This window comes from Massilicoli timonensis, from assembly GCF_900199515.1.
GTDB classification, from domain to species: domain Bacteria; phylum Bacillota_I; class Bacilli_A; order Erysipelotrichales; family Erysipelotrichaceae; genus Massilicoli; species Massilicoli timonensis.
In genome coordinates, this window is the sequence record NZ_LT963434.1 from 482307 (window position 1) to 494807 (window position 12501).

Genomic DNA, 12501 nt, shown 5'->3' on the forward strand with positions numbered 1-12501 from the left:
ATTTTATCATAATCAAACGGTATTATTGGGAAAAATACTTTCTTTTTTCAGGCTTTGTATTATAATGATAACCATAAGTTCCAAGAAAGGGAGTTTGATTTATGGTAGAAAAACATGTCGTATTCATTACGCCATTTGAAGAAGAACGTACGCTGCACATCTATCTTCCCGATGATTATCAAACAAGCGGACGCCGTTATCCGGTCATGTATATGTATGACGGTCATAATCTTTTTTACGATGAAGACGCTACCTACGGCGTTTCCTGGGGATTAAAAGATTATTTCGAGCGGCATCAAAGTGAGATCATCGTCGTCGGGATCGAGTGCAACCATGAAAGCAACTATCGGCTTTGGGAATTTTCCCCTTATGATTTCAGCGATCCGCATTGGGGCGAAATAAAAGGATTAGGCAAAGCGCTCATGGAATGGGTCGTAACCCAGCTCAAACCGATGATCGATGATGCTTATCCAACCCTTCCCGATCGGGCGCATACTGCCATCGGCGGCAGTTCGATGGGCGGTTTAATGGCTATTTACAGCGTCATCGCACATAATGATGTATTTTCCAAAGCAGCCTGTCTTTCGCCTTTTTTTACGCACATCATGAAAGAACTGCGCAAAGAACTGAAACGAACGCTGGATGCAAAGACCCGGATCTATCTCAGCTGCGGAAGCAATGAGTTTTCGCATAAGCGCTCTTTGGCACGCGGTCTGCATCATATTCATGAAATTGCCAACTATGCAAGTGCACAAGGATGTTGCGTCTATACCAATTTGATCATCGACGGCGCTCACAGCGAACAAGACTGGTGTAAAGAAACCAAGATCTGGTATCCGTTTTTATTTCATGATCCACAATAAACGCTCGTCAGCGCGTGATCAGCTGACAGAAAGGAGCAGGTCGATCAAATCATGATCCCTGAACAGCACTATGTTACAAGTACATACTCCCGCACCTGATTTTACCTTGCCGGACGCATCCGGCAAGCAAATTTCCCTGCATGATTTCAAAGGCAAAAAAGTCGTCGTTTATTTTTATCCGAAGGACAATACGCCCGGATGCACTAAACAGGCGTGTGCCTTTAAGGATGCTTACAGCGCTTTTCAACAAGCGGATGTCATCGTGATCGGCATTTCAAAGGATTCCCAAAGATCCCATCAAAACTTTATACAGAAATATGAACTGCCGTTCTTACTGCTTTCAGATCCGCAATTAGAAGCGATACAGGCATATGATGTCTGGCAGGAAAAGAAGTTGTATGGGAAAACCTATATGGGCGTTGTCCGCGCTACTTACATCATTGATGAGGACGGCATGATCGCACATGTATTTGAAAAAGCCGATCCCACAACCAATGCACAGGATGTTTTAGCACTGCTTTCCAAGTAAACATGCAGTAAAAAAGCGCTCGGCTTTTTGAAAAAGAGCGCTTTTTTATTTCCCGATGCTTCCGACGCGTCGCTTGATCCAAACGATCGTAACGATAGAGTAAAAGCAAAACAAGACAATCGGCATTTTATATCCCTCCTTGTCCTACTCATACGCTCGATCCTGCTTGCTTCCTAACTTTTTTATATTTGACAAACAGACGATCGAACGATTCGTTTCTTTATTTCTTCCAGGTAGAATAAGAAAACAATAAGATCAAAGGAAAGATCTCCAAACGTCCTGCAAGCATATCAAAACTCATAACGATCTTAGAAAGATCACTGAAGCTGGAGAAATTACCGACCGGTCCAGCTACATGCAAAGCCGGTCCGACATTGTTCAAGGTCGTTGCGACCGCGGAGAAACTGGAAGTAAAATCCATATTATCCAAAGTGACGATCAGCAGCGAACCCGCAAAGATGATAAGATAAAAAACCAGATAGGCATAAGCCGCCTGCATAACGCCGTTATTGACCGGACGCCCATCCATATTCATGCTGACGACAGTATTAGGATGTAATTGCCGGCGGATATTGCGCCTTGCTGATTTCAGATAAAGCAAGATCCGTGATACCTTGATACCGCCGCCGGTAGAACCCGCACAGGCGCCGATAAACATAAGCATGATCAGGATCGTTTGAGAGAACAGCGGCCACAAGCCATAATCTGCCGTTACAAAGCCGGTCGTGGTAATGATCGAAACGACCTGAAACAGCGCATAGCGAAGCGCTTCCCACAGCGAGCTGTACAGATCCAAAATATTAAAGGTGATCAAAACTGTCGCGCCTAATACGATGCCCGCATACCAGCGCAGCTCCTGTGACTGTAAAGCTGCCTTAAACTTGCCTAACAAGAAGAAGTAGATCAGATTAAAGTTGATCCCGAATAAAAACATAAAGACGGTAATGACGCCTTCCAAATAAGCGCTTTGATAATAAGCGATGCTGGCGTTTTTGATCGCAAAGCCGCCGGTTCCCGCCGTCGCAAACGCATTCAGCAGACTGTCGAATAACGGCATGCCGCCAAGCACCAGCAATAGAACTTCAAGACATGTCAAAAACAGATAGAGATAATATAAGATCCGTGCCGTTACATTCACTTTTGAAACCAGTTTGCCGACGACCGGACCGGGCATCTCCGCTTTTAAGATATGCAGCGTATTCCCTTTGGCATTGCGTAAAAAGGCGACCATCAGCACTAAGATGCCCATACCGCCGACCCAGTGTGAAAAACTGCGCCAGAACAAAGCGGTATGACTGAGCGCTTCCACATCCGTCAAAATGGAAGACCCGGTGGTGGTAAAACCGGAAACGATCTCAAAAAAGGCATCGACATAAGAAGGGATTTCTCCACTGAACCAAAACGGCAAAGCGCCAAAAACAGAAAAAGTGATCCAGGACAGGGCAACGATCAAAAAGCCCTCCCGTGCATACATACGCGTATGCTTCATCGGAATGCGGTTTAAGACCCAGCCAAACAGAGATAAGCCAAGCGCACAGCCGGCATAGACAACCCCTTCCCGCTCCTGATAAAGCAGGGCGATCAAGACCGGAAACAGCAACAATAGCCCCTCTAGGCAAAGCATTTTCCCCAGCATGGCAATAATCATTCTGCGATTCATGTTTTAGTCCTCCAAGATATCATTCAAATCACGAATCGTTTTTCGCTGCGTTACCACAATGACGCGATCACCGCTCAAAATCTGATCATTCCCTTTTGGAACGATGACCTGTCGGCCGCGCAGGATCGCCGCAACCAGGATATCCTTTTTTACCGGCAATAACGCCAATGACGTCTTTTTCCCTCTGAAATTATCGGTTGCCATAAATTCCAATGCTTCGACATGTTCATTTACCAGCTTATAAAGCGTACGTACCGCTGAATCCTCATCTTTATTCGATTTCGCCCGCACATAGGCGAGGATCTGATTGGCTGCGATCCGCTTCGGCGAGATGACGCCGTCAATATCCATATGATCCACCATATCGGTAAAACGCAGATTATTGACTTTGGCGATCGCCTTTTTCGCATTCATGTTTTTACATAACAGCGATACGATCATGTTTTCTTCATCAATGCCGGTCAAGGTAACCACTACATCCATCTCATCGACCCGCTCATCCTCTAACACGCTCTCATCACTGCCATTGGCATGAATGATGCTCGCCTGCGGCAATCGCTGAGCGAGTTCAATACAGCGCGTCTCATTTTGTTCGATGATCTTCACGCTGTACTTTTGATCTAACAGCTGTTTCGCCAGAAAGTAAGCGATCTTGCTGCCGCCGATGATCATGACCTTTTTCTTCTGCTTTTTAGAAAGATGCGTATAAGCACAGAAGCTGACCAGTTCCTTATGTGATCCGGTCAAATACGCATGATCGCCCTGTTCTAAAATAAACTGGCCGTTTGGAATATACACCTGTTCACCGCGCTTGATCGCACAGATCAAAATATTGCTGCGGCTGATCTGGTATAAGTCGCTTAACTGAATGCCGGCAAGCCGATTGTTTTTCGTTACCTTTACCTCGGCGATCTCTACCCGTCCCCGCGCAAAGGTATTGACCTTCATCGCCGAAGGAAACAAAATGCTGCGCACGATTTCATTCGCCGCTTCCGCTTCCGGATTCAAGATCATATTAAAGCCCAGTTCTTCTCTTAAAAAGCGCAGCTGGGTATAATAATCCGGATTACGCACCCGCGCGATCGTATAGCGCACCCCTAAGCGCTTTGCGATCAAACCGCTCAAGATATTGAGTTCATCAGAAGAAGTAACCGCCAGCAGCACATCTGCGTCCTCTACGCCGGCCTCTCTTAAAACATCGCAGTTTGCCCCATTTCCGCAGATTCCAAATATATCATTGCGTTCTACTACTTCATCGACCTTCTGTTCGATCGGATCGATCCCTACGATGTCGTGCCCCTCTGCTGACAGATATGCACATAAAAGCTGTCCTACTTTGCCTAAGCCTACAATTAAGATTTTCATTTCATTCATCCTCTAATCATTTTACAAAGTGCTATCATTATACCACATTTTCTATATTGTAGTGCATGATCTTTGTAAAATGATCATGGAGCGGTTTTGATCATCACTCCTCTCTGACCCAAAAATGATCAAAGCGCGCCCAGTTCGATCGCCGCTTCGGCAATCTGCACCGCATTGAGCGCCGCTCCTTTTCGCAGCTGATCGCCGCAGCACCAAAGCGTTAAGGAATGCGTCTGATCATGCATGCTTGCACGCACTCTGCCGACATAGATGTCATCTTTGCCGCTTGCAAACAGCGGCATCGGATAGACTGCCTGCTCTTTTTCATCTAACAAGATGACCCCTTCACTTTCCTTTAAGGCGGCTTTGGCCGCTTCCACACTGATCGCATCTTCAAAAAACAACGTGATTGCTTCACTGTGCGCCCGCATGATCGGCAGTCTGACACAGGTGCAGGTAACACATAAGTTTGGCTCATGCAGGATCTTGCGTCCTTCCCTTTGCAGCTTCCACTCTTCGCTGCTGTATCCGCTCTCATCAAAATCACCGATCTGGGGAATCAGATTATAAGCGATCGGATAAGGAAATACCTGTATCGGCAATGCTTCCCCACGCAGTTCTGCCTGCATTTGCTTTTTCAATTCTTCCATGCCCGCATGACCTGCCCCGGAAACCGCCTGATACGTGGAAACCACCATTGATTTGATCTTCGCTAAACGATGCAGCGGCGCTGCTGCCATGAGGGCAATGATCGTCGTACAGTTAGGATTGGCGATCAGTCCCTGATGCTTTTTTATGTCCTCCCGATTGATCTGCGGTATGACCAAAGGCACCTGCGGCTTCAAACGATATGCGCTGGAATTGTCGATGACCAGTGCACCGGCGCTGATCGCATATGGCAGAAAACGTTTGGCAGTTTTTTCGTCCACTGCCCCAAACACCAGATCCATGCCCTGAAAACTATGAGCGTTCACTTCCTCTATCACGATGACTTCATCGCGAAACAATATCTTTTCACCGGCACTGCGCTTTGATGCGAGCAGCTTCAAAGAAGCGATCGGCAGATCACATTCCTCTAAGATCTGACAGATTTCTTTCCCCACAGCGCCGCTCGCACCGAGAATGGCAATATGATAGGCTCTCATCCTGATTCCTCCTTACTAGGATCATACCCTCGTTATCCTATTCTTCTCATCACCCTTATGTGACTGAAAAACGCTTGGCTAAGCGACAAAGCACCATACTTTCGCTTCGCTCATACGGAGAAAACACTGGCTGCTCATTTCATCTAAGCCATTAAAAAAACCGGCATAAAGCCGGTTCCCACTATCAGTGATTTACATGATGCCGAAGAAAGAAGCCGCACATCCCAAGATCACCAGTCCGATCAAAATCGTCGTCGTTTTCACATTCTTGCCTAAAAGCCAATACATTATCCCAAACGCACAAGCCGGCAAGAAGCAAGGCATGATCTGATCGATATAGGTCTGCAATGATTCTGTTACTTCGCCCACTCCGACCGTCATCGTGATCTGCATGCTGACAGTCGTTGCGACCATTGCGCCGATGACCATCAAGCCGAGGATCGAAGCACATTTGGTAATCTTTTCGATCACCGCGCTGCTCGACATGTCCGCAAAGAACTTAACCCCGTAATCAAATCCAAACTTCAAGCAGTAATAACGTGCCAAAAAGCCCGGAATATTGATGATCAGCAAGAACAGGATCGGTCCTAGAATGCTGCCTTCTTTTGCAAAAGAAACCCCGATTCCTACCGCAATGGTAAGCAGCGTGCCCCAGAAGAAGCTGTCGCCTAATCCTGCCATCGGTCCCATCAAGGAAGTCTTGACGGCGCTGATCGACGTTGCGTCAAATTCCGGATCATTCGCATTTTGTTCTTCCATCGTCGCCGTAATACCTGCTAATAATGTAACGATATGCGGAGTGCAGGCCATAAATTCCATATGTCTTTGCAAAGCCGCCGCCATTTCCTCACTGCCTTCCGGATAAAGGCGTTTTAATACCGGGATCATCATATAGCAGTACATCAAGTGCTGCTGGCGTTCGTAGTTCCATGCCGAATCCAGCGTACAGGAACGGGTAAACACTTTCCAGAAATCACGTTTTGTTAGTTTTGTATTCGCATTGATCGTCTGCTTAGAATTCGTTGTCATCGTCATACACCTCCATCGCTGCATCCTGCTTACGGTTGCCGCTGAAGAAATAAACGACCAAAGCAACCGCTAAACCAAATAAAGCCACACCGAATACCGAAACGCCCAAATAAGCCGCCAGCAGGAATCCCACTAACAAGAACGCTGCCAGTTCTTTGGTCAAGATCATCCGTGCCAACATCGCAAAACCGATTGCCGGCAAGATACCTGCCGCAATATCCATACCATGCGTTACCCATTCCGGAATGAATGCCAATACATCTTTCACTGCATTCACACCCAAATAGAAAGAAACTGCCACCAGTAAAGACAATAATACTTTATTGCCGATGCCGGCAATGCGGCATACCCATTCGACCTTACGCGCTTTGCCTTCTTTCGCATAGCGATCGGCAATATGCGCAGCCCATGTCAAAATAAACATCATCTGTAAGTTATCCAGCAATAATACCAATGTAGCAACCGGAATCGCCAACGCCACCGCTTCCCCGACGCCCGCACCCGATGCGATGACAAACGCCGTTCCGATGATCGAACCGGAGGTCATATCCGGCGGATTGCTTGCCCCGATCGGCACTGCCCCTAAAAATGCCAGTTCCAGCGCCGCTCCGACGATGATCCCGGTTTCCAGATCACCTAAAACAAGGCCGGTCAGCGTGGAAACGATGATCGGACGATTCCACATCGTTGAGCCCATATAACTGTGCATATAGCCGAAGAATGCCACCAGTCCGATCAGTAAAGCCTGTAAACCTAAACTCATGTTCTTTTCCCTCTCTTTCTTTTACCATCTATTTCAGCAGATCCATTAGATCCTGCTTATGGTCGCTCGGTACTAAACGCACCTCTAATGCAATTCCTTTTTCGTGCATCTCTTTTAACATCGCTTCATCTTCTTCTGATACGAATACCGCCTTTGCGATCTGACGGCGATCATCCGCCGCTTTCATACCGCCGATATTGACAGAGCGGATCGCATCTACTCCCTTTGTCAAACGATAAGCATCTGCCACGCTTTCCACTAAGATGAACAGCTTGTATTTATCCGTAACGCCGCTGTTGAGCGCTTTGATCGAATCCTCCATGTTCTTCATCACCAGTTTGACACCGGTAGGCTTTGCCATCCGCATCGCCGCCATTTTTAATTCATCTTTCATCAAATGATCGCTGGCGATCAAGATACAATCGCTTTCCAAAAACTTCGTCCAAGAGAACGCGACCTGACCATGCACCAAGCGATGATCGATTCTTACTAATTTAATCATATGATTCTCCTTTGTTGATTGGGTTTGCTTCATTGATGACGCTCATCACTTCATCATCAATTACTGTTTTGCTCTAATCTGATTGCAGGCATCTACCAATGCCTTCACATGGCTGCCGTCCACGTCGCCGCTGTCTTTGTAAGTGTCTTTGAAATAACTGCCGACGATCGCGCCATCGCCTACCTGAAACTGCTCGGCACAGTTTTCTGCGGTTACCCCCGCGCCGATGATCAATGGGAAATCACCGATGATCGAACGAAACTCCTTGATCTTCTCCATGGATGTTTCCTGTCCGGTCGCATCCTGCGTCACAACGATCGCATCACAGCGCGTCATGGCGATCTGCAAGTCTTCTTCCAGTGATCTGCCTGATAAATACGGCTGGTATTTGAAACGTACGCCGCCCAGCACATACCCCTTATAAGTTTCACGGTTCAGCTTCATAAATTCATGAAATGCCGGATCATCTCTTACCTTCAAATGTCCCGCTACCGAATCCAGCTGCACAAAAGCCGCGTTGTATCTGCGTGCCAGCTCAAATCCCATCGGATCGACATTCAGGCAGTTTACGCCGTAGATCAGATCAAGATCCGCCTTTTGCAAATATGCCAGTACCCGTTCCATATCATAGTAATTGCCATAATAGCTTTCTACGATTACCGCATCGACACCGTTTTCACGATACAGCTCAATTTCCCGTTTCGCCCGCTCTAAAACGTCCTGCGCAGCATCGCCTTTCAGATGCAGCATCGCCAAGATCGGCTTTTTGTGTCTGAAGATGTCTAAAAACTGTTTTTTCATTTCTTGCCCTCCTAAAAATCCTCCGCTTCTTCCTGTTTGATCCCGTTTTGATAAGTAATGCCTTCTTTGGCTTCTTGCACAGCAGTTAAGATCTGTTCTTCCTTCAGCCCGCATTGCTGGGTGATCAACAGGCTCAATACCAAATTCATGTTCATGCCGGAACAGATGGATACCCGTGGGTGCACACTTAACTGTGATAAAGCCGTATAAACGCTGCCGCCCAGAATATCGCAGACAAATAAATAGTCATCGTTATCCTGCTCGATGCGCGCTTTCATCGCTTTGGCATAATCTTCCGGGTTCATGCCCGGATACAGGCAAAATACTTCTAAAGACGCTGCCGGCGCACCGATGATCATCTGCACGCTGTCTTTCATCCCTTTCGCCAGCTCCCCATGCGATGCCAAGATAATGGTACTCATAAGATCCCTCCCTTCACTTATCTTATAGCAAAAACCGTGCCAACTTATGATCGGCACGGTTTTATCAGCTTTTTTCTTCATTATGTTCGATGTATTCATAGATATAAGCGATCTCGCTTGGGGCAATTTCGACACTATAGTAGCGCTCCACGACACTAAAGCAGCGTTTTACGACAGCTATAAAATCCTGATGCTGCGCGACAAAGGCTTCCAGATATGGATAAGTGTCAATACCCGCATGGGTTACCAGCCGTTCGATCAAACAGCAGATATGCACATACAGACCGACACATGTCGCATTGGATAAGACGACGCCCATTTCCTCCTGCAAATGATCTAACGCCGTTGCCACATGCTCCAATAAGATTCCCGGATTTAAGATCGTCAAAGTCGTGATCAGATTGCTCAAAGAGAAATTCTTTAAGATATTGCTTTTGAACTGCCGCATTTCTTCCATATCCAGATAATTGCGGAAATAGTCGTGCAGTTTGTCCATCGTTACATTGATGACCAGATCCTCTAATGGAATAAAAGGCACTTCATCTATATTGGGGTTCAGTGTTCCGACAATGCAGATGACCTCATAGTCATCAAAGAAAGCCGGTGTCAATCGTTTCTCGATCAGCGTGTTATAATCATAGGTCAAGACCTTGATCGCTTTCTTTTTCGGCAGGGAATCCTCTAAGATATGCTGCAGGCGCTCCGCTGTTCCAAGTCCGCTCGCACAGGAACAAAGAATCAACGGATCTTTATGACGGCGGGCAATCAAATGGTAGGTCGGCACCGCTGCCTGCGCGACTTCTTCAAAGATTTCCTGCAAAGAACGGCCCTGCTTGATGCCGTTACCCACTGCTAACGCCATCTTCGTCGATACGTGATTCATCATTGCGATATTGATATTGCGGCTCGCATCGATGCCCTGATCGATCGCTTCCAAAGAACCCATATCCACCAAAAGCACCAGCTCTTCAAAATGCCCCATCTTGGAGAGATGGGCATTCAGTTGTTCCACCACGGCCGCGGTGCTGACATTCATCGGCATATCGATCGCATCAAAGATATACTGATCCAAAGAACGATTGACCGCATCGGCAATGGAAGAAGCGGTGGAATAGCCATGTGCCAAGATCAAACCGACTCGTTTGTTCCAATCGTTGGCACGATTGAATTTCTTAAAATATAAAGTGAAGATACACAAAGCAAGCAGATCTAAGTGCAGATCGGCATTCGCATGCAGATGATTCGCCACTTCTTTGGCAATCATATATTCCCGATGCAGTTCTTCCTGTAATAAATCATGCAGAGCGCTGATCGTATGTACCTGATGCTGCTCATGATCATTTCGGGCATAGGCGCCGCGCGTGCAGTCATGCAGATAAGCGCTCATCGCGATCAGATCGCTGTTGTGAAAATGAATGCCATAAGGATCGGCAATCAGATCCAGCGCATGTTTTAACAACGTCTGTACATAAGTGAACTCCGCATTTTGACGATAACGCTTTTTTAATACGATCGCATCATAATAATCATCCAATACCGCAAAGCACCCTTCTAAAAACGAAGCATAACCGATCTTCGCTTCTTCATAAGCCGCAAACTTTTCTAAGATCCGTTTATTCAAGCGTCCCTGTCTTTGATCATTTCCCGCCATATGCGACAGATCTGCTAATGTCAGTACGGCATTTTGCGCATCAAGTGCCCCGCGTTTATCCGAAACGGCTTTTAAGGAAACAAGATTTGCGGGAAGATCAAATGCATCGACTACCAAAGTAGGCTCCTTGGGAGGGCATTTATAATACGCATGCACACATCCTGCTTGGATACAGTTCTTCAAATCACCGATATTGCCGGGAAAATCGGTCGTTACCAATGTCTGATACACCGTATTGGTCATCATGATCGTTTTATGCAGGCGTTTGCTTTCCGCCTGAAACATCGTCAAGATCAGCTGGATCCGCTCACGCATGCCGCGCTCTTGCAGGCTGGGAACGGTAATGATCATCGGAATGCGCCGCAACAGTGTTTTTAACAGACATTTTTTCGGATCCTTGGTCGTCGCAAAGATCAAACGGGCATTGGACTCATACCAGTGCTCATGATCCCCCACCATATGATAAATGCCTTTATCCATGAATAAAAACAGTTTCTCCTGACATTCTGCCTTCAGATCATGCACCTCATCTAAAAATAAGATCCCTCCCTGCGCCAGCTTCAATAACCCGGGATTATCCTTGTCCGCACCGGTGAAAGCACCCTTTTTATGTCCGAATAAGTTGGCGGACAACAGTTCCGGATTATTGGCGTACTCGCTGCAGTTCAAGATCAAAAAGGGCTGTTCCTGCGTGATCAGTCCCTGATGCAGTGCATATTCATAAGTTTTCTGAGCAATCAGGCTTTTCCCGGTACCGGTCGGGCCATAAAGCAAAAACGGCAGACCGTTTGGCGGATAAGAAATGGTCGCCTTGCACGTGTCGATCACGCTTTGCAAAGAGTCATCATAGCCGATCAGCTCTTCAAAATCTAAGTGCCGCTGCTTGTTGATCGCTGCTTCCAGTTCTGCCTCAGAGCCATAAAGCGTGTCGGACAGCGTTATTTGATTTTGTTCTTCGATCAAGAAACGATCTAAAAACAAGACCGGCCGGGTATTGATCTTAATACATCTGCCTTCCTTGAAAAATTCATTCAGATATTGTGATACGACGTTGCGGCTTACGTGCAGCGCATCTGCGATCATCTGTGCGCTTGCCTTTTCATAAGCATGATCAGCAGTGCACTGCTTGATCTGCTCATAAATTTGTTCCTTCATGAAATCCCCTCCTTATAAGCGGTCTGCTTTACTGATCGCTTTGACATTTGGTATAAGTGAAGCACTGCTCACAATCCGGCAATGTTCCCAGTTTCAAATATACGATCATCTGATCACGGGTCAATACCAGCGGGCAGCGATCATGATAATCCGCCATTTCGCCATAGGCGGCGCAGGTGATGATGACAAATTCCTGTGCATCGTTGTATAAGCCTGCCAAATACACATACCTCTCTTTTTTCCCGATATGATACTTGACTTTCCGTTTGCCTTCTTTGCGCCATTCATAAAACCCATTGGTGACGATCACACAGCGGTTTTCCAGCCATCTTTGAAAGGTCGGCCGCTGATGCAGCGTTTCTACCCGCGCATTGATCAGACGATTGCCGCGTTCTCCCTGAAAGCCCCACTTTAACAGCTTTGGTACGACCTTGTTTTGTTCCAGCACAAACAGCAGTGCGCTTTGAGAAGGAAAACGCTCTCCCTCTAAAAAGTGAAACGAATCCATTTCCGGATAATATGCTTTCAACCATTCCTTTTGCTCACGATTTTCAAAATGAAACTGAAATCTTCCGCACATCTTATCACCTGCCTATTCTCAGTTTTTCCAAAGTGA

At 46.7% G+C, this 12501-nt stretch carries 12 protein-coding genes; 2 read left to right on the forward strand and 10 right to left on the reverse strand.

From position 1 onward, the window contains the following. Window positions 1-101 precede the first annotated feature (101 nt). Window positions 102-863 (forward strand): alpha/beta hydrolase, encoded by a 762-nt coding sequence (locus tag C1712_RS04445; protein ID WP_102267171.1) that lies wholly within the window; start codon window positions 102-104, stop codon window positions 861-863. 70 nt (window positions 864-933) lie between these two features. Beyond that, window positions 934-1392: a thioredoxin-dependent thiol peroxidase gene (gene bcp / locus C1712_RS04450; protein ID WP_102267174.1), complete on the forward strand. Its 459-nt coding sequence runs from the start codon at window positions 934-936 to the stop codon at window positions 1390-1392. A 220-nt stretch (window positions 1393-1612) separates the two neighbouring features. Here the strand turns inward: bcp and C1712_RS04455 are convergent, their stop codons facing one another. From C1712_RS04455 to C1712_RS04500, 10 genes are all read right to left on the reverse strand, one after another. After that, the gene (locus tag C1712_RS04455; protein ID WP_102267176.1) at window positions 1613-3052 is read right to left on the reverse strand and encodes a TrkH family potassium uptake protein; all 1440 of its coding nucleotides are present in this window, start codon (window positions 3050-3052) and stop codon (window positions 1613-1615) included. A gap of 3 nt (window positions 3053-3055) precedes the next feature. After that, window positions 3056-4417: a Trk system potassium transporter TrkA gene (gene trkA / locus C1712_RS04460; protein ID WP_102267178.1), complete on the reverse strand. Its 1362-nt coding sequence runs from the start codon at window positions 4415-4417 to the stop codon at window positions 3056-3058. Window positions 4418-4545: 128 nt separating this feature from the next. Continuing rightward, window positions 4546-5562 carry an aspartate-semialdehyde dehydrogenase gene (locus tag C1712_RS04465; RefSeq protein ID WP_102267180.1) on the reverse strand — a complete coding sequence of 339 codons (1017 nt, stop codon included), beginning with the start codon at window positions 5560-5562 and terminating at the stop codon, window positions 4546-4548. A gap of 192 nt (window positions 5563-5754) precedes the next feature. After that, on the reverse strand, window positions 5755-6591 hold the full coding sequence (locus C1712_RS04470; RefSeq protein ID WP_102267182.1) for a PTS system mannose/fructose/sorbose family transporter subunit IID: 837 nt from the start codon (window positions 6589-6591) through the stop codon (window positions 5755-5757). Further along, window positions 6575-7354, reverse strand: coding sequence for a PTS mannose/fructose/sorbose/N-acetylgalactosamine transporter subunit IIC (locus C1712_RS04475; protein ID WP_102267184.1), 780 nt, complete (start codon window positions 7352-7354; stop codon window positions 6575-6577). Before C1712_RS04475 ends, C1712_RS04470 begins: the two co-directional genes overlap by 17 nt. A gap of 28 nt (window positions 7355-7382) precedes the next feature. Continuing rightward, a complete protein-coding gene (locus tag C1712_RS04480) occupies window positions 7383-7856 on the reverse strand; it encodes a PTS sugar transporter subunit IIB (protein ID WP_102267186.1) in 474 nt (157 codons plus the stop codon). Between the two features lie 60 nt (window positions 7857-7916). Then, on the reverse strand, window positions 7917-8657 hold the full coding sequence (locus C1712_RS04485; RefSeq protein ID WP_102267188.1) for a BtpA/SgcQ family protein: 741 nt from the start codon (window positions 8655-8657) through the stop codon (window positions 7917-7919). 11 nt (window positions 8658-8668) lie between these two features. After that, entirely contained in the window at window positions 8669-9079 is a 411-nt protein-coding gene (locus tag C1712_RS04490; protein ID WP_102267190.1) for a PTS sugar transporter subunit IIA, read from the reverse strand. Between the two features lie 64 nt (window positions 9080-9143). Then, complete coding sequence (locus tag C1712_RS04495) at window positions 9144-11885, reverse strand: sigma 54-interacting transcriptional regulator (protein ID WP_102267192.1); 2742 nt, start codon at window positions 11883-11885, stop codon at window positions 9144-9146. Window positions 11886-11913: 28 nt separating this feature from the next. After that, window positions 11914-12465 (reverse strand): SOS response-associated peptidase, encoded by a 552-nt coding sequence (locus C1712_RS04500; RefSeq protein WP_102267194.1) that lies wholly within the window; start codon window positions 12463-12465, stop codon window positions 11914-11916. Window positions 12466-12501 lie beyond the last annotated feature (36 nt).

Bases quoted from the DNA above. Each gene is read 5' to 3' on its own strand.
- C1712_RS04445 (WP_102267171.1), top strand. From the start codon at position 102: ATGGTAGAAAAACATGTCGTATTCATTACGCCATTTGAAGAAGAACGT.
- bcp (WP_102267174.1), top strand. From the start codon at position 934: ATGTTACAAGTACATACTCCCGCACCTGATTTTACCTTGCCGGACGCA.
- C1712_RS04455 (WP_102267176.1), bottom strand. From the start codon at position 3,052: ATGAATCGCAGAATGATTATTGCCATGCTGGGGAAAATGCTTTGCCTA.
- trkA (WP_102267178.1), bottom strand. From the start codon at position 4,417: ATGAAAATCTTAATTGTAGGCTTAGGCAAAGTAGGACAGCTTTTATGT.
- C1712_RS04465 (WP_102267180.1), bottom strand. From the start codon at position 5,562: ATGAGAGCCTATCATATTGCCATTCTCGGTGCGAGCGGCGCTGTGGGG.
- C1712_RS04470 (WP_102267182.1), bottom strand. From the start codon at position 6,591: ATGACAACGAATTCTAAGCAGACGATCAATGCGAATACAAAACTAACA.
- C1712_RS04475 (WP_102267184.1), bottom strand. From the start codon at position 7,354: ATGAGTTTAGGTTTACAGGCTTTACTGATCGGACTGGTGGCATTCTTC.
- C1712_RS04480 (WP_102267186.1), bottom strand. From the start codon at position 7,856: ATGATTAAATTAGTAAGAATCGATCATCGCTTGGTGCATGGTCAGGTC.
- C1712_RS04485 (WP_102267188.1), bottom strand. From the start codon at position 8,657: ATGAAAAAACAGTTTTTAGACATCTTCAGACACAAAAAGCCGATCTTG.
- C1712_RS04490 (WP_102267190.1), bottom strand. From the start codon at position 9,079: ATGAGTACCATTATCTTGGCATCGCATGGGGAGCTGGCGAAAGGGATG.
- C1712_RS04495 (WP_102267192.1), bottom strand. From the start codon at position 11,885: ATGAAGGAACAAATTTATGAGCAGATCAAGCAGTGCACTGCTGATCAT.
- C1712_RS04500 (WP_102267194.1), bottom strand. From the start codon at position 12,465: ATGTGCGGAAGATTTCAGTTTCATTTTGAAAATCGTGAGCAAAAGGAA.